Origin of the sequence: Haladaptatus litoreus, assembly GCF_900156425.1 — an archaeon.
In the GTDB taxonomy this organism is placed as follows: Archaea; Halobacteriota; Halobacteria; order Halobacteriales; family Haladaptataceae; genus Haladaptatus; species Haladaptatus litoreus.
Map to the genome: position 1 here is coordinate 264,053 of NZ_FTNO01000001.1, position 18,618 is coordinate 282,670.

Consider the following 18,618-nt stretch of genomic DNA (forward strand, 5'->3'; position numbering starts at 1 on the left):
CAGACCCTCGGACGCCGTGTCCTCGGGTCAGTGCAAGCGCGCGCCACAGTGGTCGTGTCGATAGCCGATTCACGTTGAAAATTGGAGTTCAGTCCGCGGCTTGCCCGTCTTCGTTCCCATCAAGAACGTACTCTTCGGCGGCGTCCACGAGCGCCTTCCGATATTCGCTCTCGTCGGGGTCGTCTACGAGCGAGAGGAACCGATATTTGAACCCCTGCACGTCCACGGTCGGGGCGTCACCTGAGGCAGTGCGGGCGAGGTCGTAGAGGCGATGGTCGCGCCCCACGAGGCCGTGGCGCTCGACCAGTGCGAGGGCGAAGGCGGCGTTCACGGCGGTCATCTCGGGGTCGGTGGTCGCGGTCATTCGCCTCCCGCGTGGGTGGGTTGGACGGTCTGCAACTGCCGTGGCGAGTTCGGATTCGAGGAACGCGACGAGTTTGTCGCTCGGGCCAACCCGGAGGGTGATGTCGTCGGCGTAGATGTCTTTCATGTGGTTCGCAATCTGGTAGCAGTGGGTGAGTTTCCGGCGCTCGACCGACTTTCCCGCGAACGCGAGGAACAGGGCTTCCGCGGTCGATTGTGTGTGCGATGGATGGGACTGCTCGTTGCGGGCCATGTGTGAATATTCGTGGAGCGCGAGTTCGCGAGCCATCGCACTCGTCGCGGCCTGCCGTGAGATGTTGAGGATGTGGTGGTCGCCGGGATGAGACGTCCACGTTCGCTCGTCTGGGTCGTCACGAACGCGAACGTGGACTGGCCTATCGAGGTCGTGTTCGGTTTCGAACAGGTCGGAGGCGCTGAGAAACGGGGTTGGGGGCGTAGAACCGTGTACTCGTATATCCATGCGTGTTGTTGACACGCCCTGGGTGGGTATTACTCTTGTGCCGTATGAGACTATTTGACAGGGTAATGGGCCATTTCCGGGAGATTTCCGGACGCGAAAACACTACGCTTTTCAACCTCGTACAGGTAGGAATAGCCATATATGGGTAGACGAAAGAAAATCGTCGAACAGTGCGAGCGGCTCATGGACAAACCGGAGCAGATCCGGAACATTGCGATTGCCGCCCACGTCGACCACGGTAAAACAACACTGACGGACAACCTTCTCGCCGGTGCGGGTATGATCGCCGACCAAGGCGAAGCCACCCAGTTGATGATGGACACGGAGGAGGACGAACAGGAACGCGGTATTACTATCGACGCGGCTAACGTCTCGATGACTCACGAGTACGAGGACAAAGAGCACCTCATCAACCTCATCGACACGCCGGGCCACGTCGACTTCGGTGGCGACGTGACTCGTGCGATGCGTGCCGTTGACGGTGCGCTCGTCGTCGTGGACGCCGTCGAAGGCGCAATGCCACAGACGGAAACCGTCGTCCGACAGGCACTCCGCGAGGGCGTTAAGCCGACCCTGTTCATCAATAAGGTAGACCGACTCATCTCGGAACTCCAAGAGGGTCCCGAGGAGATGCAACGCCGCCTGCTCAACGTCATCGACGACGTGAACGAGCTGATTCGCGGCATGACCAAAGACATGGACGACGTGGACGATTGGACCGTCTCCGTCGAAGAGGGAACTGTCGGGTTCGGTTCGGCACTCTACAAGTGGGGTGTCTCCATGCCGTCGATGCAAGCGACGGGCATGGACTTCGGGGACATCATGGAACTCGAACGCAACGACAACCGCCAAGAGCTTCACGAGAAGACGCCGCTGTCGGACGTCATCCTCGACATGGTCTGTGAACACTTCCCAGACCCAATCGAGGCCCAACCCCGCCGTATCCCGCGTGTCTGGCGTGGTGACGACGAATCCGAACTCGCCGAACAGATGCGACTCGTTGACCCAGACGGCGAAGTCGTCCTGATGGTCACCGACATCGGTATCGACCCGCACGCTGGCGAAATCTCCGCCGGTCGTGTCTTCTCCGGAACGCTGGAGAAAGGCCAAGACCTCTACATCTCGGGAACCGTCGGAACGAACCGCGTCCAGAGCGTCGGTATCTACATGGGTGGCGAACGCGAGGAAGTGGAGCGCGTCCCTGCCGGGAACATCGCAGCCGTCACCGGTCTGAAAGACGCTATCGCCGGTTCGACGGTGTCAAGCGTGGAGATGACGCCGTTCGAGTCCATCGAACACATCAGTGAGCCCGTTATCACGAAGTCCGTCGAGGCAAAGAACATGGACGACCTGCCGAAACTCATCGAGACGCTTCGACAGGTCTCCAAAGAAGACCCGACCATCCAAATCGACATCAACGAAGACACGGGGGAACACCTCATCAGCGGACAGGGTGAACTCCACCTCGAAGTCATCACCCAGCGTATCGAGCGCAATCAAGGTATTCCGGTGACGACTGGTGAGCCTATCGTCGTCTTCCGCGAGAAGGTTCAGGGAGCAACCACCGAAGTAGAAGGTATCTCCCCGAACCGCCACAACCGGTTCTACATCACGGTCGAACCGTTGTCGGACGAAATCGTTGGGAAGCTGAAACTCGGCGATATCTCGATGGACATGCCCGAGCAGGAACGCCGTGAAGTCCTGCAGGAAGCCGGCATGGACAAGGACACCAGCCAGAACGTGGAACACATCCACGGGACGAACATCCTCATCGACGACACGAAGGGTATCCAGCACCTGAACGAGACGATGGAACTCGTCATCGAGGGCCTCACAGAGGCGCTTGACGACGGCCCACTCGCTGGCGAACCCGTCGAGGGAACGCTCATCAAACTCCACGACGCGCGCCTCCACGAGGACACCATCCACCGTGGTCCGGCACAGGTCATCCCTGCGGTTCGACAGGCTGTCCACAACGCGCTCATCCACGGGCACGTCAAACTCCTCGAACCGATTCAGAACGTGCGCATCGACGTGCCGAACGAACACATGGGTGCCGCGTCCGGCGAGATTCAGGGTCGCCGTGGCCGCGTGGACGACATGTACCAAGAGGGCGACCTCATGGTCGTCGAGGGTATCGCGCCCGTCGACGAAATGATTGGGTTCTCCTCGGACATCCGCAGTGCGACGGAAGGTCGTGCGTCGTGGAACACGGAGAACGCCGGGTTCCGCGTCATGGCGGACAACCTCCAACCCGAAACCATCATGGAGATCCGAGAGCGCAAAGGCATGAAGCTCGAACTGCCACAGGCAGTCGATTACTTCTAAACGACTCCTGTTTTGTGCATTTTTTCGACCGACTGTACCGAGAGCTGTTGCTCCGCGAACTTCTCAACCCCTTAATCCTCCTCGAAAAGTGAACCGGTGGCACTACCGACGATAGCGATATTATCGTTCCCCTCTGTGTACGATTTCGGCATCGCACACGGGGCACATTCGGTCGCGGCTGTCGAACGCCGTCTGACAGAACGCACAGACGTGGTCTTTCGCTATACTGTCATTGCTTGCACCGACTGCATCTGTGAATCGCATCGTCTATCACCACTCCCCTCTTTTTGTTCCAAGGGTATTACTACGCGCTCGTTAACGAGTCTCATAGGGATTGGTTAATTCGGGTTGCGCACAGTTTTGCATTCGTTTCATCCCGTTGCCGTCTCCGTATTGGAGAATTTTGTGACCGCCTGAAGGTTTATTGCCGACCACGCCCCAATCCTGCTATCATGGCCGACCACGATGGGCACGTGCAAGCGTACACGGTTCGGTTGGAACTCGCCGACGAACCGGGCGAACTGCTTCACGCGCTCGAACCGATAGCCGAATACGGCGGTAACTTACTAAGCGTCTTTCACGAACGCGGCTCGCTCACGCCGCGGGGCCACATTCCGGTCGAAGTCGATTTGGAATGTCCGCCCGACCGATTCGACGCTATCGTTTCCGCACTACGCGAAGCGAGCGTAAACGTCATTCGCGCCGGAGCGGAGCGATACGACGAAGAAATAACCGTCGTCTTCACGGGGCACATCATCGACACCGATATTTCGGACACCCTTTCGCGGATTACGACCGAATCGAACACGTCGGTCGTTGACATCTCCCTTTCCGCGCCCGAAGGAACCAGCGACGTGTCCAGCGCGCGACTCCGACTTGCCACCGATTCCGCGGATACGGCCGACGTTCTCGACACGGTGACACAGATTGCGGACGAAAAGGAACTGCGCGTCATCGCTCCGCTGACGGAACGGGAGGCGACGGCATGAAACTCGCAGTGCTCGGTGCGGGTGCGGTCGGTCGCTCGGTCGCGGAACTGGCACAAGAGTACGGCCACACTGTGACCGCGTTGGCCGATTCGACCAGTGCTGCCGTTGATTCCGGTGGAATCGACGTAGAAGCAGTCTTGGCCCGGAAAAACGACGATGAAACGGTTGGAACAGTCGCCCCGAATACCGTTTTCGAGGGGGAATACGACGTGCTGGTCGAAGCCACGCCGACGACGCTCGGCGACGCGCAACCAGGGTTCAACCACGCGCGCGCGGCGCTCGAATCCGACCACCACGTCGTGCTAGCGAACAAAGGGCCGGTCGCCGAACGATACGACGACCTCCGAGCAGTCGAAGCCGAAAGCGACGGCCGCGTGCTGTTCGAAGCAACCGTTGGCGGCGCGATTCCCGTCCTCTCGACTATCGCGGATGTCGGCCCGGACAACGTCACGGCGGTTCGCGGCGTGCTGAACGGAACGGCCAACTTCATCCTCTCGCGCATGGCTGCGGAGGGACTGAGTTACGAACACGTTCTCGCGGAGGCTCAAGACCTCGGTGTCGCGGAGGCAGACCCCTCGTTCGACGTGGATGGAACCGACGCCGCACTGAAATGCGTCATTCTCGCGAACGTGCTCTTCGACGGGCAGTACACCATCGGCGATGCGGAGATTGCGGGTATCCGTGACCTACCCGGAAGCGCGCTCGAACTGGCGAGCGAAGACGGCTGGACGATTCGATTGGTCGGTGAAGTCGCACGCGATGGCGTTCGGGTCGGGCCGCGGCTCGTGCCGGAGAACGGAACGCTTGCGGTTTCCGGCACGCGCAACATCGTTCAATTCGAGACGAAGCATGCAGGCCGACTCAACATCAGTGGACGGGGTGCAGGTGGCCCGGAAACTGCGTCGGCTGTGCTGTCCGACGTGACGACGTTAGCGCGGGAGGAATGAGCGAAATAGTCCGATTTGTTTCATAGTTCACCCATGCCAATTGTTCTCACTAACCGCCAGACGGCGGGATGATGCCCTGCAAGACGTATCGAAATGGTTTTAACCGCTTCTGCCAAATAAATCCGACAGAGCGCGTCTTCGCGTGAGATACCAATGAGCGACAAACCACACCAGAACTTGGCCATTATCGGCCACGTTGACCACGGTAAGAGCACGCTGGTCGGGCGACTCCTCTACGAGACGGGGAGCGTACCCGAGCACGTCATCGAACAGCACAAAGAAGAAGCCGAAGAGAAAGGCAAAGGTGGATTCGAGTTCGCCTACGTGATGGACAACCTCGCAGAAGAGCGAGAACGTGGTGTCACCATCGACATCGCCCACCAAGAGTTCGACACCGACGACTACTACTTCACCATCGTCGACTGTCCGGGTCACCGTGACTTCGTGAAGAACATGATCACGGGTGCCTCGCAGGCAGACAACGCGGTTCTCGTCGTCGCGGCAGACGACGGTGTCGCGCCGCAGACCCAAGAGCACGTCTTCCTCGCCCGTACGCTGGGTATCGACGAGCTCATCATCGCCATCAACAAGATGGACGTCGTCGACTACTCGGAAGACTCCTACAACGATGTCGTCTCCGAAGTCAAAGACCTGCTCAAGCAGGTTCGATTCAACACCGACGACGCCGAGTTCATCCCGATTTCGGCGTTCGAGGGCGACAACATCGCAGAGGAAAGCGACAACACGTCGTGGTACGACGGCGAAATCCTGCTCGAGGCCCTCAACAACCTCGAAGCACCGGAACCGCCAACGAATGCCGACCTCCGTCTGCCAATTCAGGACGTGTACACGATTTCCGGTATCGGTACAGTCCCAGTCGGACGTATCGAGACTGGTGTCCTGAACACGGGCGACAACGTTTCGTTCCAGCCAAGCGACGTCGGCGGCGAAGTCAAGACCGTCGAGATGCACCACGAAGAGGTGCCAAAAGCTGAACCCGGCGACAACGTCGGTTTCAACGTGCGCGGTATCGGCAAGGACGACATCCGTCGCGGTGACGTGTGTGGCCCAGCCGACAACCCGCCAAAGGTCGCAGAGACGTTCAAGGCCCAGCTCGTTGTGATGCAGCACCCGTCCGTCATCACGGCTGGCTACACGCCGGTCTTCCACGCCCACACGGCACAGGTCGCCTGTACCGTCGAGGAAATCAACCACAAGCTCGACCCCAAGACGGGCGAAGTCGCCGAGGAGAACCCAGACTTCATCAAGTCCGGCGACGCCGCTGTCGTAACGGTTCGACCACAGAAGCCACTCAGCATCGAGCCGTCCGGCGAGATTCCGGAACTCGGTTCCTTCGCTGTCCGTGACATGGGTCAGACCATCGCGGCCGGTAAAGTCCTCGAAGTCAACGAGAAATAAACGATGCAACAGGCACGAGTCCGACTCGCAGGAGCCAACCCCTCGGACCTCGACGACATCTGCGACGATGTCCGAGAGATAGCCGAGAAAACCGGCGTCTCTCTGAGCGGTCCGATTCCGCTCCCGACGAAGACGCTGGAAATCCCAACTCGCAAGTCCCCTGACGGAGAGGGAACTGCGACGTGGGAACACTGGGAGATGCGCGTCCACAAGCGCCTCATCGACCTCGACGCCGATGAACGCGCGCTTCGACAGTTGATGCGCATTCAGGTTCCGAACGACGTGAGCATCGAAATCGTTCTCGAAGACTAAGCGACACGGTCGCTTCTTCGACCTAAATTTTCTACTTTCTCACGCCGACCAGCGACAGCGTTGTCAAAACGTATCTCCGTAGGGATTCGATTTTTGTAGTTTGAGTCGCAATTAGACGACATGCGACTTTCGCGTTCCCCTACGATACAGACGCTCATCGTTTTCTGTGTCGTGTACGCCCTCCAGTCGGTGATTCGGCTCGTCAGTCCTGCGTTGATGGTGAGCCTGTTCGCGCTGTCTCCGCCGGTTGCGGTGCGCCCGTGGACGCTCCCACTGAGCGTCTATGCCCACATCAACTTCGGGCATCTGCTTTCCAATGCGATTGCTTTGCTGTTCGCTGGTCTGCTGATAGAGCGCGTGACGACGAGGTTCCGATTTCACGCCTACTTCCTGACGGTCGGAATCGTGGCAGGCGTGGCGCAGATTTGGATCGGCGGGCTGTTCTCGATGACTACCCCTGCGGTTCTCGGTGCCAGCGGTGCCGTGTTCGGTCTGTTCGGCTACCTCATTGCTGGAAATCCGGTTGCCGATGCAGTCCTCGGCAAACTACGTCTCTCGCGTCGAGCACAAATCGCGGTCGTGTTCGGCCTCGCCTTGCTCGCCACCCTGATGACTGCCTCGCCCGGCGTGGCACTCATCGCCCACTTCACCGGCTTTGCGGTCGGCCTTATCGCCGGGCGACTTCACATCCTCCGCGTCGAAACACAAGCTACAAGTAACGACCGGGCGGTACAATAGTTCGAGGGCTCGTAGATCAGTGGCAGATCGCTTCCTTCGCAAGGAAGAGGCCCCGGGTTCAAATCCCGGCGAGTCCATGACGAACACAGTGAGGAATGGACGAGCGGGTTTTTAATTAGACAAGACGCACGCCCGCGGAGTGAAGCGAGCAGGTACGTCTTGGCGTTGTTCAAATCCCGGCGAGTCCACTTCTTTCGCTTCACTTTGTTCGCTCAGTCAGTGGACTCGCCGACCTTCGCGAATAAACCGCATTCGCTCAGTCCCGGCGAGTCCATGACGAGCGCAATGAGGAATGGACGAGCGGGATTTTATTGGCGGTTGGTCAACTCACCTATCGATCACTTCGCTCGCTAGCATTTCGATTCACCACTATTAATTCTCCGAATAGCCTGCTATTTTCCCATCTGAACCACCGTTTCACACCGAAAACCCCTCCAAAAGCCCACCCAGATCCTCGATTCCAACCAAACAGCCTATTCCAGTATTTCCAACCGTTTCACACCGTTCGGCCGGGTTCCGTCCCCGTTATCCGGAATATAATGAAGGGGGTAGCGGTCTTCGTATGAAATACGCCCGGAGCCCGGGTGTGACAGACCCGGCACGTGTTCGACGGCGCCGGAGGCTCTGGTGGCGAGCTGGCCTCTCGCCATGTTTCGGCCATGCCTCCCACGAAAGTTTGTCATCTCGAACTCATGCCGACTTTTTCGGACAGCAACCAACGAAGAGCGACGATTTCAATACCCAATAGTATGAACAACGATTCACTCGACGACGTTGACCGTGGCATTCTGCACCTGCTTCAAAAAGACGCGCGTAACACGACCACGACGGAAATTGGCGAAGCGGTCGGTGTCTCGGCCAGCACGGTCGGCAATCGGCTTCAACGACTCGAAAACGAAGCCATCATCAAGGGGTATCATCCGCAAATCGACTATCACAACGCCGAGTTTCCACTCCGTGTCCTCTTCATCTGTACCGCGGCGATACCCCACCGCGAGGAACTCTCGGAACGTGCGCTTTCCGTGGACGGCGTGGTAAACGTCAAGGAAATTATGGCCGGTGTCGAGAACGTCCATGTCGAAGCCGTTGCGCCGACCCGTGAGGAAGTCACGGCCGTCGGAAAGACGCTCGACGAAATCGGATTGGACGTGGTGAACGAAGTGCTCGTGAAAGACGAACGTGTACAACCGTTCGACCATTTCGGCCAAGACGAAGTCTCCGAGTGACTGATTGCCGGAATTATTTCGAATTTAGTGAAATACTATGTTTAGAATTGGATTTGGACAGATTCATCCGTCATACTTATCTGCTGACGAATCCTCCTCAGTAGTACTGGAATGGATCGAACTTCCTACCGCTTGGAGGACGATGAACGCCCAAGCATTGCCGTCATCAACGCGATTGCAGACCACGAAGGTTCGTCGCCGGACGAAATCCGTCCACAGCTGTACGACGCCGTAGACCCGGACGCACTGGATTCGCTGTTCCAACCGCGAGTCGATGGCGAACTCAGACGCGGCGGAAGGGCTGTCTTCACGTACCGGGGTTATCGAATCACCTACGAGAGTGACGGGTGGATACACGTACACGATAATCAGAGTGCCGCTTCTGGGACGACCGAACACACTCCTGCCGACGAATAGTTAGCAAAACTCCGCGAGTATGTCACCGATGGCGGTGACGTACTCCGCTCGGTCGTATCCGAGTCGTCCAATCCAGATATTGTCGTACGATGGGTGCAGCAGTGGTAACGTCGTTACTCCGAGTCGTTCGCATTCGACCGGGGAGAGAACACAGCCGAGAAAACCCTCCAACCGGATGGATTCGAAATCGAACAAGGCTTTCGTGGCGTGCTTTCCCGTCGGAACGACGACATCGGGGTTCACCTGTTCGATTTCTGCCCGCAGGTGGGCAAAACAGTTTCTCAGTTCGCTTTCGCGTGGTTCCCGATTCGAACCGTCCTCCCCTTCGGGAAAGCATTTGACTGCATTCGTAAAGTACGGGTCGTAGCCGAGTTCGGCGAACAGCGAGCGAATTTTTCCACCTGAATGGCGCGTGGTGTACGCCATCCCCGTCCAGTTGCCACCCTGCCATCGCTCTGCGTCGGGGTCGCCGTAACCGGGTGCTTCCCCGACGACCATCACGTCAGCATCGAGCGGCCCGGTTCCCCACGAAATCCGATTTCTACACGAGACGAGTTCGGGACATCGTGAACAGTTCGGCAAATGAACGTTGCGCGAGTCGGGAAACGGCGGCATTCGATTTTTGATTGGTCGTCGTTTGTCGTCGATCAGTCGTCTTCCTCTACCACTTCGATGCCGCGGTTGTTGACCGCGTTCGGGTTGAGGCCGACCTCCTCCAAATACTGTTTGTACTCACGTTCGCAGGCCTCGGCGTCGGCCTGTTTGTCGCTGGCGCGGTCACAGAGCGCGACGAGGTCTTCCGGAACGTCGTTCGAGTAGACGATCCAGTGGTTGATGAGGTCGGAGAGGCGGCGAATCGGACTGGTGAAGTGACCGTAAATCTCGAAGTTGAGCGCGTGGTGCCCGCCGAACGGGTCGCTCATGTATCGTGCTCGCGGCATGACCTTCATCACGGCCCACTGAATTTTGTCGAGTTGTCGGCGCGGTGCCTCTTCGAGTGTGGCGTTGACCGCTTTTCGTGGGTCGTCCCACGTACTTCCCGGAATCGAGACGCCGTCCAAATCCTGTATCTCCCGAAGCGCCTTGCTCCATTCGTCCGGCGTCGGTTGTGGGTGAACGCGGTACATCGCTTCGACACCGCGGCCCCACATCAGTTCGTGTGTGACGGCCTTGTTCGCTTTCAGCATCGACTCCTCGATGAGGGTGTGTGCGCGGTCACGTCGTGGGTTGAGGACGAGACTGCCGTCCTCCTTGCGCTGTTCGTGCATCTGGTCTGCGAGTTCGAACGACAGTTTACACTCCTCGTGGAGCGGGGCGTCTTCGTCGTCGATACGCTCTTCGGCCTGCGCGTAGGTGAGTCGCTCGTCGCTCTGGATGACGGATTTGTAGATGTCGATGGTTTCGTAGGAGAGGTTCTCCTTGTCGAGGTGCATCTCCACCGTGTGCGCGAGACGGTCTTCGTTGGGAACCAACGAACAGACAGTCTCCGCCAGCATCGGCGGGAGCATGTGAATCGTGTAGGACGGCAGATACACCGTGTTACCGCGTTTGACCGCTTCCTCCCACATGTTCGTCTCGGGGTTGACGTAGTGAGTTACGTCGGCGATGTGTACCCAGAGGACGTACTCGTCCTCGCGCTCTTCGACGGAAATCGCGTCGTCGAAGTCCTGTGCGTCGATGGGGTCTGTCGTCCACGTCGTCATGTCGCGCAGGTCTTTGCGCTCTTCGGCTTCGTCTTGAATTTCCTGTTGGATGCCCTCGGTTCGCTTTTCGGCCTCGGTCATCACGGCCTGCGGGAACTTGTCTCGGATTTCGAACTTTTCGAACAGTTTCTCCCGCTTGTCTTCGAGTCGCTCGGCGAGTTCCGGCGAAATCTCGACCGGCCCTTGCCCTTCGGCGGTTCCCGCCTCGGCCTGCGCGTCGCTTGTCATGGCTGAGCCTAGGAGAGTCGGGCAGTTAGTCGTATCGACTGGTCAGCCTTCCCGCTCTTCCAGCGGGCCGTATCGGTTTCGGACAGCGGTTTCGTACCGGGTAAAAAACGCCTCCTGTTCGACGACTCCAGCGTCTATTTCGACGAGAAGGGTTTCTAGTTCGTTTCGCGGTTGGTGACAGAGGTCGCGGTGACACGCTTTACAGAGATGCTCGAACGATTTCCCGTTTCGCTCCCAGCGGTTTCCCTCTTTATCGTATTCGCGGGCCGCGCTACGGACGACGGCATCACCACACGCGATGCAAACGACGGTCTTCCCCCGATTCCGCCGGGAACCCCACATACCACCGCATTCGCCGTGCTCCCACTTCTCCTTTTTGCCAATATCTCAAACTGAGAACTCGAACAGGTCGTCACCGACGTAATGAACCGACTCGACTACTTTTCCGGAGTCTCCAACCATGTCGTCGCCGGTCGTCTTCGCGCGCCCGATGGCGAGCACTTTGCCGTGGGTTTCCTCCGCGATGGCGACGAGGTCGCCCGATTCGATGTCGTCGTCCGCTTCGACGATTCCCGGGCGCATCACGTCCGCACCGCTACTGACGAACGACACGGCACCGGAATCGACCGTGACGACTGCGTTCGTCGGCGGATACGCGTTTGCACCCTGTACTGTCAGGAACGGTTCGTCACCGACGTACACGACGAACTGCTCGCCATCTACGAGGACGAGGTCGAACTCGGTTCCTTCCAACTCAACGAGTTCGTAGGTGTTCGCGTCGAGTTCGACGCCGACCGTGTTTTCGAGTGCCGTTTCGATTTCTCTGACCTCGTCGCTTCGAAGGTGATGACGAGATTTGACCTGCATACGCGAGAATGCGTCGTTTTCCGGCATAAACCCATCCGTTTGTCCTGCAAGGGACGAATCAAACGTGGAACCACCGATTCCGCCGCCTATGGATACTTCGTTGGAATAGCTCGAAACGGAGAACTCTCCTACCATCACAAAAAATGACCGCTCGTTTCGTGGTCAGAAGCTAAACGTTCGTGGGAACCCTTCTGATTTCCCGTAGGCGTTCGTGAGGACGGCCCGATATTCGTAGGTCACGCCGCTTTCTTCGCCGACTGGATTTCCGGTGAACGTTTCGTACGACCCGACCTGACGCAGTTCCGTGTCGTGCGGGAAGCCTACTCCTTGCTCGCCCCACTCGAACCACGCATTTCCGCCATCGCCGTTCGACCACCCGCCCAGTTCTACCTCACCATTGGTGACGGTGTAGTGGCCCGTTCTCGGTGCTGCGGGTGGACTGCCGGTACTGCCTCCGCCGCCACCGCCGCCACCACCGTCATCACAGCCCGAACAGGGCATGTCTGCACTTGCACTTCCCATCACCGAAAGGCCACTCATCGCCGCGAGAGTCGTTCCGGACAGTTTGAGCACGTCACGTCGTGATGTACGGTCGTTTTTCTTTTCCATGGCTTGTCAGAAGGAGAACGTCCTCGTCGCTCCCACGGAGCGTCCGTAGGCGTTGAACGCGACGGCGCGGTATTCGTAGGTCACACCGCTCTGTTCACCGACTGGGTTCCCGGTGAACTGCTCGCCCGAGTAATCAATCACACGAAGTTCGGTGTCGTTCGGGAATCCGCCGCCCACCTCGCCCCATTCGAACCACGCTTCGATGTCGGCATCGTATGCCCACCCATGGAGTTCGACTTCACCGTTCTCGACGAGATACTGTCCCGTTCTCGGCGCCGATGGAGGACTGCCGGTGCCGCCACCGCTTCCACCTCCACCACCTCCACCGGGGTCACAGTCGTAACACGGAACGTCCGCGCTTGCGCTTCCCATCACTGAAATTCCACTCGCGGCCACGAGGGCAGTCCCCGTTAGCTTGAGTACGTCCCGCCGTGACGCACGTTTGTCTTTCTCTACCATTCTATTAATAAAATACTACGTCATATTATATAATTTTTTATAGTTCAGATTTAAAAATTCAATTGTAATATAATCTATTCTAACTTCAAATACGAGAAAACTAGCGATTCCTGCAGTGAAGATTGACTCTACAAATCAAATTACGAGTTGCTTGTCGGAATGGCTTCGCGGCCATCCGATACACACATTCCACGGGTCCCGAATCCGGTAGTCATTTGTTCGGGTTCTCGCGGCGTCTGACGTAAGAACTATACTCGTTCGCTTGCCCCATCATGCTATGGGATTCATGAATAAGATTCTCGGCGAGGGTCCATCCGGAAGTACCGAGGATTACGTCGAACTCGATTTGGACGACTTCGAAGCCGCGCCCGACGAAACTCGCGTGAGCGTTCACATCGCCGAAATCGGCGGCCAGCAGGACGTTATCGCCATCAAAGACGCCGTCTACGACGGCGACATCGTCATCGCGGACATCACCCGACTCCGAACCGAAGATACCACTGTCGAGCGAATTACCGACGAACTGCAGCAGGTCGCTCGTGAAGTCAACGGCGACATCGTCCAGAAAGGCGACGACCAACTCATCGTGACGCCGACGGGCGTCAACATCAGTCGGAAGAAACTCGGACGTAATTAGACGTTGTCGGGCGTGTCCGCTTTGTCTTCGACGGTTCGTTTCAGGGAGTCACGACGCGCTTTCGCGTCGCGGCCAGTCGCTTCGAGAAGGAACTCGTTTTTCTTGCTGACCGCGTCGGCGGCGGCGTCCGCGTTCCCTTCTGCGATGACGTCCTCCGCGGGGCGCTCTTGGAAGTCAACTGCGAGTTTGTCCTTCTTCCCACTGTACGATGCCGCGCCTGCGACGATGCGCTTGAACACTGGGTTGTCCGGTTCCTCGACCACGTAGAGTTCGTGTCCGTCGAACTCCTCGGTTCCGGTAATCGGGCCGAAGTAATCCTCGATGCTGGCTTTCAGGTCGGGCATTCGGTCTTCGAGATGCTCACCGCGTCGCATTTTGTACTTTTTCATGGGTTGCTCCGTGATTGGATGGGTGGATGTTTACTCTTTTCGCGTCGCGTTTACTCTTGTTCGCTTAGATAACCGCGCCGACATTCGGGGCAGATGTCCCCTGCGCGGAGCGACGACCCGGTCGCTGCGCCGCCGAGTTCACCACATTCGGGACAGATGAGGTCTGCGTTCGGATTCGATTCCGAGGCTTGGTCGGGTTTCGGGGCCTCGCGTGCGCGAGTGAATCCGGTCTCAGTCTGCGGTTCCGGTCGCGTCGTCCTGACGAATCCGGTGTCTTCGCGCGGTTCCGCCTCGACGACTTCCGTCCCGTCGTCGGCCTCCGGCGCACTTTCCGGCGTCAGTCCGCCACCGAAGTCCACGTCGGCGCGGCCGCCGTCGCCGACTTCGGCGTTGAAGCCTTCGTCTTCCATTCCCGTGTCCGGCCAGTCCGTTGCTCCGCTTCCTGCATTATCGACGTTCGTGTCTTCGGGGTCGGGCCACTCGCCGTGGCCGCGTCCGGTGTCTTCGTCGTCCGCTTCCTCGTCGTCATCGAGGATGACGCCGTCGTCCTCTTCCGCGCTCTGTGGCGGTTCGAAATCGTCGTCGTTGAAGCTCACCGGTTCCTGCTCAGATTCCGGTTCGCTCGGCGCTTCCGTCCCGGAGACGATTTCCGCCCCATCGTCTCCCGATTCGGACATGCTCACCGATTCGGCCTGCCCTCCGGGTTCGGGTTGCTCTCTCGGTTCGAATTGTCTGCCCGACTCCGCCTGTTCCCGACTCGCTATCGGTTCCGGCGTCGGTTCCGGTTCCTCGATTGCGGTTACTTCTTTGTTCTCGCTGACGACCTGCTGGTCGCCACAGCGAGCGCACTCTTGGAACTCTCTGACCGTCACTACCACTTCGTTGCCTTGTTCTTCTCGCTCGCGCTCGATTTCGGACTCGCCGTAATCGTGCCCCAGCAGCGAACACCTGAGACCCATTGGGTGTGGGTTATTTTCACGCCATAATAAAAGGGTACTGCTTTCTTCGGTTTAGCCGAAATTTTCACTTTTGGCGTCGTCTGGCTCGTGGCCGGTCGCCGCTAACACTGCATTTGCCTCCTCCAAGAAGTCGGCAAAGCCATAGACGAACAGTTGCCCGGACGCGCTTTCGAGCGCGTCCGTCACGTCCTCGTCTTCGACCAGCGGTGCAGCGGTCACTACGACCGCCGCACCCGCGGTTTCGAGTTCGCGAAGGCGCTCTTCGTGTGCTGGTTCGTCGTCCCGATAGATGACCACGGCCTCGCCGCCGTCGGCAATCGCGCGTTCCGCGATGCCGACGGCTGGTCCGACGCCCGGCCCGCCCGCGAGGACGACGACGCTTTCCTCTCCTTCGTAGTACGACCGACCGAATGGGCCATCGACTTCGATGGTGTCACCCGATTCCAGTTCCGCGAGCCACGGACTCAAATCACCGTCGGGGTCGATGCCGACCGTGATTTCGAACGTCCCGTCGGTATCCGGCGACGAGAGTGTGTAATGGCGTGTGATTTCCTCGCCGTCTACTTCGCCGCGAACTTGCACGAACTGTCCCGGTTGCGCGTCGAACTTCGCCGGTGATTCCAGTTCGAGCGCAATCGTGTTTTTGCCGACCGTTCGTACCGCTCGCACGACAATTTCGGTGCCTTCCATGGCTGGCTGTTTGACCTTTTCGGCCAAAGTGTTTCGCGTGCTGGCGGGTCTGCTTCAGAAGGTTTTTGATTTGTCACCGGGTAGCGTAGCAGTGATGCAAGACCTGAACTGGGCCATCGGCGGCGAAGCCGGCGATGGAATCGATTCGACCGGGAAAATTTTCGCGCAGGCACTCTCTCGCGCGGGGCGACACGTCTTCACGTCGAAGGACTTCGCCTCCCGTATTCGAGGGGGATACACCGCGTACAAAATCCGGTCGTCTACGGACCAAGTCGAGAGCGTCGTCGATAGATTGGACATTCTCGTGGCGCTCACCCAGCGGACGATAGACGAGAACCTCGATGAACTGCACGAGGACAGCGTCATCATCTACGACGGGGAGCGCACTGAAATGGAAGACGTGGACATCCCCGGCGAGATGATCGGGCTGTCCGTTCCGCTCAAACGCCTCGCCGAAGATGCTGGCGGTGCCATCATGCAGAACACGGTCGCGCTCGGCGCGGCCTGCGAAGTGGCGCAGTTCCCAATCGAGAATCTCGACAGCGCGCTGGATAAGAAGTTCGGTGCCAAAGGAGAAGCAATCGTCGAGAACAACAAGGAAGCCGCCCGTCTCGGCGAGGAGTACGTACAGGAGGAGTACGACTACGACTTCGCCTACGACATCGAGACGACGGACAACGACTACGTTCTCCTCAACGGCGACGAAGCAATCGGTATGGGCGCTATCGCCGCAGGATGCCGATTCTACTCCGGCTACCCCATCACTCCCGCGACCAACGTGATGGAGTACCTCATGGGCCGCATCCAGCACTTCGGCGGCACCGTGGTGCAGGCCGAGGACGAACTGTCCGCCATCAACATGGCGCTCGGCGCGGCACGCGCAGGCGCACGTTCGATGACGGCAACGTCCGGCCCCGGTATCGACCTGATGACCGAGACGTTCGGCCTCGTCGCACAGAGCGAGACGCCGCTCGTCATCGTGGACGTGATGCGCTCCGGCCCATCGACTGGGATGCCGACCAAGCAAGAGCAGGGCGACCTGAACATGACGCTGTACGGCGGTCACGGCGAGATTCCACGGTTCGTCGTCGCACCGACGACCGTCTCGGAATGTTTCCAGAAGACCGTCGAAGCGTTCAACTTCGCCGAGAAGTACCAGACGCCGGTCTTCCTGCTGGCCGACCTCGCAATGGCGGTCACAGAACAGACGTTCTCCCCCGAGGAGTTCGACATGGACGCCGTCGAAATCGACCGCGGTAAAATCGTGGACGAGAACGACATCGAGGCGTGGACGGACGAACAGGGTCGCTTCCAACCGCACTTCCCGACCGCGGACGGAATCAGCCCACGTGCCTTCCCCGGAACGACGGGTGGCGCACACATGTCCACCGGTCTGGAACACAACTCGCTCGGCCGCCGTACCGAGGACACGGAAACCCGTGTCGAGCAGGTTGACAAGCGAAACCGGAAGGTCGAGACGGCCGAGGAAGAAGAAGACCTGAGTCCCCGCGAGTTCGGTGACTCGGATTCGGACACGCTCGTCATCTCGTGGGGGTCGAACGAAGGGCCAATGCGCGAGGCCCTCGACTTCCTCGAAGACGACGATGTCAGCGTTCGATTCCTTTCGGTTCCGTACATCTTCCCGCGCCCCGACCTGACCGAGGACGTAGAGGCCGCGGACGAGGTCATCGTAGTCGAGTGTAACGAGACGGGACAGTTCGCCAACGTCCTCGAGCACGACACCCTTACCCGTGTCGAGCGAATCAACAAATACAATGGAATCCGGTTCAAGGCGGACGAACTGGCTGAAGAAATCAAAGCGAAACTCGGAGAGGAGGTAACAGCATGAGTTCAGACGTTCGATTCACCGACTTCAAGTCGGACAAGCAACCTACGTGGTGCCCCGGTTGCGGGGACTTCGGGACGATGAACGGGATGATGAAAGCGCTCGCCGAAACCGGCAACGACCCGGACAACACGTTCGTGGTCGCCGGTATCGGCTGTTCCGGGAAAATCGGGACGTTCATGCACTCCTACGCCATTCACGGCGTTCACGGACGTGCGCTCCCAGTCGGAACTGGCGTCAAACTCGCCAACCCAGACCTCGAAGTGATGGTCGCGGGTGGCGACGGTGACGGCTACTCCATCGGTGCTGGCCACTTCATCCACGCGGTTCGCCGGAACGTGGATATGTCCTACGTCGTCATGGACAACCGCATCTACGGTCTGACGAAGGGACAGGCATCCCCGACCAGCCGCGAGGACTTCGAGACGAGCACGACGCCGGAAGGGCCGAAACAGCCGCCGGTCAATCCGCTCGCCCTCGCACTCTCCGCAGGCGCGACGTTCATCGCGCAGTCGTTCTCGACTGACGCGCGTCGTCACGCCGAAATCGTGCAGAAGGCAATCGAACACGACGGCTTCGGCTTCGTGAACGTCTTTTCGCCGTGTGTCACGTTCAACGACGTGGACACCTACGACTACTTCCGCGACGCCATCGTTGACCTCGCGGACGAAGACCACGACTCGAACGACTACGACGCCGCAAAGGAGAAAATCCTCGACGCTGACAAGGAATATCAGGGCGTCATCTACCAAGACGAGGACAGCGTTCCGTATAGCGAACTCCACGGCATCGAGGGCAACATGTCCGAGATTCCGGACGGTGCGCCGGAGAACGCGATGGACCTCGTGCGCGAGTTCTACTGAGCGACGCGAACACAACAGCACACTTTCGTTTTGTTTCGCCTGCGACTCACGTCTTAGTCACGACGATTTTCGGTTCGTGACCGCAGTTTTTTATCCTCATTGTATTCGCAATCTATCCTGCTGATTCCGACATCTCCCACCGATTGCC

Annotated in this window: 21 protein-coding genes and 1 tRNA gene; 12 read left to right on the forward strand and 10 right to left on the reverse strand. The window is 58.8% G+C overall.

Annotated elements, in window-relative coordinates:
• Window positions 1-88 precede the first annotated feature (88 nt).
• Window positions 89-844 (reverse strand): DUF5781 family protein, encoded by a 756-nt coding sequence (locus tag BW974_RS01430; RefSeq protein ID WP_076427332.1) that lies wholly within the window; start codon window positions 842-844, stop codon window positions 89-91.
• Window positions 845-985: 141 nt separating this feature from the next.
• Here BW974_RS01430 and BW974_RS01435 point away from each other — a divergent pair, with 141 nt between their 5' ends.
• The 9 genes from BW974_RS01435 (at window position 986) to BW974_RS01475 (ending at window position 9,220) form a co-directional block, all read left to right on the forward strand.
• Window positions 986-3,172, forward strand: a complete 2,187-nt coding sequence (locus BW974_RS01435; protein WP_076427334.1) for an elongation factor EF-2 — start codon at window positions 986-988, stop codon at window positions 3,170-3,172.
• Between the two features lie 452 nt (window positions 3,173-3,624).
• Window positions 3,625-4,161 (forward strand): amino acid-binding protein, encoded by a 537-nt coding sequence (locus BW974_RS01440; protein ID WP_076427336.1) that lies wholly within the window; start codon window positions 3,625-3,627, stop codon window positions 4,159-4,161.
• Window positions 4,158-5,108 carry a homoserine dehydrogenase gene (locus tag BW974_RS01445; protein ID WP_076427338.1) on the forward strand — a complete coding sequence of 317 codons (951 nt, stop codon included), beginning with the start codon at window positions 4,158-4,160 and terminating at the stop codon, window positions 5,106-5,108. Before BW974_RS01440 ends, BW974_RS01445 begins: the two co-directional genes overlap by 4 nt.
• Before the next feature lie 153 nt (window positions 5,109-5,261).
• Entirely contained in the window at window positions 5,262-6,527 is a 1,266-nt protein-coding gene (gene tuf / locus BW974_RS01450) for a translation elongation factor EF-1 subunit alpha (RefSeq protein WP_076427340.1), read from the forward strand.
• 3 nt (window positions 6,528-6,530) lie between these two features.
• A complete protein-coding gene (gene rpsJ, locus BW974_RS01455) occupies window positions 6,531-6,839 on the forward strand; it encodes a 30S ribosomal protein S10 (protein WP_007979652.1) in 309 nt (102 codons plus the stop codon).
• 120 nt (window positions 6,840-6,959) lie between these two features.
• On the forward strand, window positions 6,960-7,577 hold the full coding sequence (locus BW974_RS01460) for a rhomboid family intramembrane serine protease (protein ID WP_076427342.1): 618 nt from the start codon (window positions 6,960-6,962) through the stop codon (window positions 7,575-7,577).
• 5 nt (window positions 7,578-7,582) lie between these two features.
• A tRNA-Ala gene (locus BW974_RS01465) sits at window positions 7,583-7,654 on the forward strand.
• A gap of 672 nt (window positions 7,655-8,326) precedes the next feature.
• Window positions 8,327-8,803 carry an Lrp/AsnC family transcriptional regulator gene (locus tag BW974_RS01470; RefSeq protein ID WP_076427344.1) on the forward strand — a complete coding sequence of 159 codons (477 nt, stop codon included), beginning with the start codon at window positions 8,327-8,329 and terminating at the stop codon, window positions 8,801-8,803.
• A 111-nt stretch (window positions 8,804-8,914) separates the two neighbouring features.
• Entirely contained in the window at window positions 8,915-9,220 is a 306-nt protein-coding gene (locus BW974_RS01475) for a HalOD1 output domain-containing protein (protein ID WP_076427346.1), read from the forward strand.
• Here BW974_RS01475 and BW974_RS01480 read toward each other — a convergent pair whose 3' ends face one another.
• The 6 genes from BW974_RS01480 to BW974_RS01505 all read right to left on the reverse strand — a co-directional run bounded on the left by BW974_RS01480 (window position 9,221) and on the right by BW974_RS01505 (window position 13,086).
• Window positions 9,221-9,835 (reverse strand): uracil-DNA glycosylase, encoded by a 615-nt coding sequence (locus BW974_RS01480; RefSeq protein WP_076427348.1) that lies wholly within the window; start codon window positions 9,833-9,835, stop codon window positions 9,221-9,223.
• 32 nt (window positions 9,836-9,867) lie between these two features.
• A complete protein-coding gene (locus BW974_RS01485; protein ID WP_076427350.1) occupies window positions 9,868-11,151 on the reverse strand; it encodes a ribonuclease catalytic domain-containing protein in 1,284 nt (427 codons plus the stop codon).
• A gap of 42 nt (window positions 11,152-11,193) precedes the next feature.
• A complete protein-coding gene (locus BW974_RS01490; RefSeq protein ID WP_076427352.1) occupies window positions 11,194-11,493 on the reverse strand; it encodes a DUF7562 family protein in 300 nt (99 codons plus the stop codon).
• 45 nt (window positions 11,494-11,538) lie between these two features.
• Window positions 11,539-12,018, reverse strand: a complete 480-nt coding sequence (locus BW974_RS01495) for an RNA-binding protein (protein ID WP_076430184.1) — start codon at window positions 12,016-12,018, stop codon at window positions 11,539-11,541.
• Window positions 12,019-12,180: 162 nt separating this feature from the next.
• Complete coding sequence (locus BW974_RS01500) at window positions 12,181-12,627, reverse strand: hypothetical protein (protein WP_076427354.1); 447 nt, start codon at window positions 12,625-12,627, stop codon at window positions 12,181-12,183.
• A gap of 6 nt (window positions 12,628-12,633) precedes the next feature.
• Complete coding sequence (locus BW974_RS01505) at window positions 12,634-13,086, reverse strand: hypothetical protein (protein ID WP_076427356.1); 453 nt, start codon at window positions 13,084-13,086, stop codon at window positions 12,634-12,636.
• Window positions 13,087-13,363: 277 nt separating this feature from the next.
• Here BW974_RS01505 and BW974_RS01510 point away from each other — a divergent pair, with 277 nt between their 5' ends.
• Window positions 13,364-13,723 (forward strand): cell division protein SepF, encoded by a 360-nt coding sequence (locus BW974_RS01510; RefSeq protein WP_049971641.1) that lies wholly within the window; start codon window positions 13,364-13,366, stop codon window positions 13,721-13,723.
• Here the strand turns inward: BW974_RS01510 and BW974_RS01515 are convergent.
• Genes BW974_RS01515 through BW974_RS01525 form a run of 3 tightly spaced genes read right to left on the reverse strand, consistent with a single transcriptional unit; the run spans window position 13,720 to window position 15,761 of the window.
• Window positions 13,720-14,112, reverse strand: a complete 393-nt coding sequence (locus BW974_RS01515; RefSeq protein WP_076427358.1) for a DUF5611 family protein — start codon at window positions 14,110-14,112, stop codon at window positions 13,720-13,722. The two genes, BW974_RS01510 and BW974_RS01515, sit on opposite strands and share 4 nt — an antisense overlap.
• A 50-nt stretch (window positions 14,113-14,162) precedes the next feature.
• Complete coding sequence (locus BW974_RS01520; protein ID WP_076427360.1) at window positions 14,163-15,071, reverse strand: DUF7093 family protein; 909 nt, start codon at window positions 15,069-15,071, stop codon at window positions 14,163-14,165.
• Between the two features lie 51 nt (window positions 15,072-15,122).
• Window positions 15,123-15,761, reverse strand: coding sequence for an FAD-dependent oxidoreductase (locus BW974_RS01525; RefSeq protein WP_076427362.1), 639 nt, complete (start codon window positions 15,759-15,761; stop codon window positions 15,123-15,125).
• Between the two features lie 91 nt (window positions 15,762-15,852).
• Between BW974_RS01525 and BW974_RS01530 the strand changes: the two genes are divergently transcribed.
• Both BW974_RS01530 and BW974_RS01535 read left to right on the forward strand, forming a co-directional pair.
• Window positions 15,853-17,610, forward strand: a complete 1,758-nt coding sequence (locus tag BW974_RS01530; RefSeq protein WP_139328794.1) for a 2-oxoacid:acceptor oxidoreductase subunit alpha — start codon at window positions 15,853-15,855, stop codon at window positions 17,608-17,610.
• Window positions 17,607-18,470, forward strand: a complete 864-nt coding sequence (locus tag BW974_RS01535; protein ID WP_076427365.1) for a 2-oxoacid:ferredoxin oxidoreductase subunit beta — start codon at window positions 17,607-17,609, stop codon at window positions 18,468-18,470. The genes BW974_RS01530 and BW974_RS01535 overlap by 4 nt, the downstream gene beginning before the upstream one ends.
• Window positions 18,471-18,618 lie beyond the last annotated feature (148 nt).

What these genes read in the sequence shown, in the direction of transcription:
- BW974_RS01500 (WP_076427354.1), bottom strand. Translation starts at nt 12,627, where the DNA reads ATGGAAAAGAAAAACGACCGTACATCACGACGTGACGTGCTCAAACTG.
- BW974_RS01480 (WP_076427348.1), bottom strand. Translation starts at nt 9,835, where the DNA reads ATGCCGCCGTTTCCCGACTCGCGCAACGTTCATTTGCCGAACTGTTCA.
- BW974_RS01515 (WP_076427358.1), bottom strand. Translation starts at nt 14,112, where the DNA reads ATGAAAAAGTACAAAATGCGACGCGGTGAGCATCTCGAAGACCGAATG.
- BW974_RS01460 (WP_076427342.1), top strand. Translation starts at nt 6,960, where the DNA reads ATGCGACTTTCGCGTTCCCCTACGATACAGACGCTCATCGTTTTCTGT.
- BW974_RS01430 (WP_076427332.1), bottom strand. Translation starts at nt 844, where the DNA reads ATGGATATACGAGTACACGGTTCTACGCCCCCAACCCCGTTTCTCAGC.
- BW974_RS01520 (WP_076427360.1), bottom strand. Translation starts at nt 15,071, where the DNA reads ATGGGTCTCAGGTGTTCGCTGCTGGGGCACGATTACGGCGAGTCCGAA.
- BW974_RS01445 (WP_076427338.1), top strand. Translation starts at nt 4,158, where the DNA reads ATGAAACTCGCAGTGCTCGGTGCGGGTGCGGTCGGTCGCTCGGTCGCG.
- rpsJ (WP_007979652.1), top strand. Translation starts at nt 6,531, where the DNA reads ATGCAACAGGCACGAGTCCGACTCGCAGGAGCCAACCCCTCGGACCTC.
- BW974_RS01485 (WP_076427350.1), bottom strand. Translation starts at nt 11,151, where the DNA reads ATGACAAGCGACGCGCAGGCCGAGGCGGGAACCGCCGAAGGGCAAGGG.
- BW974_RS01510 (WP_049971641.1), top strand. Translation starts at nt 13,364, where the DNA reads ATGGGATTCATGAATAAGATTCTCGGCGAGGGTCCATCCGGAAGTACC.
- BW974_RS01475 (WP_076427346.1), top strand. Translation starts at nt 8,915, where the DNA reads ATGGATCGAACTTCCTACCGCTTGGAGGACGATGAACGCCCAAGCATT.
- BW974_RS01435 (WP_076427334.1), top strand. Translation starts at nt 986, where the DNA reads ATGGGTAGACGAAAGAAAATCGTCGAACAGTGCGAGCGGCTCATGGAC.
- BW974_RS01525 (WP_076427362.1), bottom strand. Translation starts at nt 15,761, where the DNA reads ATGGAAGGCACCGAAATTGTCGTGCGAGCGGTACGAACGGTCGGCAAA.
- BW974_RS01440 (WP_076427336.1), top strand. Translation starts at nt 3,625, where the DNA reads ATGGCCGACCACGATGGGCACGTGCAAGCGTACACGGTTCGGTTGGAA.
- BW974_RS01470 (WP_076427344.1), top strand. Translation starts at nt 8,327, where the DNA reads ATGAACAACGATTCACTCGACGACGTTGACCGTGGCATTCTGCACCTG.
- tuf (WP_076427340.1), top strand. Translation starts at nt 5,262, where the DNA reads ATGAGCGACAAACCACACCAGAACTTGGCCATTATCGGCCACGTTGAC.
- BW974_RS01490 (WP_076427352.1), bottom strand. Translation starts at nt 11,493, where the DNA reads ATGTGGGGTTCCCGGCGGAATCGGGGGAAGACCGTCGTTTGCATCGCG.
- BW974_RS01495 (WP_076430184.1), bottom strand. Translation starts at nt 12,018, where the DNA reads ATGCAGGTCAAATCTCGTCATCACCTTCGAAGCGACGAGGTCAGAGAA.
- BW974_RS01535 (WP_076427365.1), top strand. Translation starts at nt 17,607, where the DNA reads ATGAGTTCAGACGTTCGATTCACCGACTTCAAGTCGGACAAGCAACCT.
- BW974_RS01505 (WP_076427356.1), bottom strand. Translation starts at nt 13,086, where the DNA reads ATGGTAGAGAAAGACAAACGTGCGTCACGGCGGGACGTACTCAAGCTA.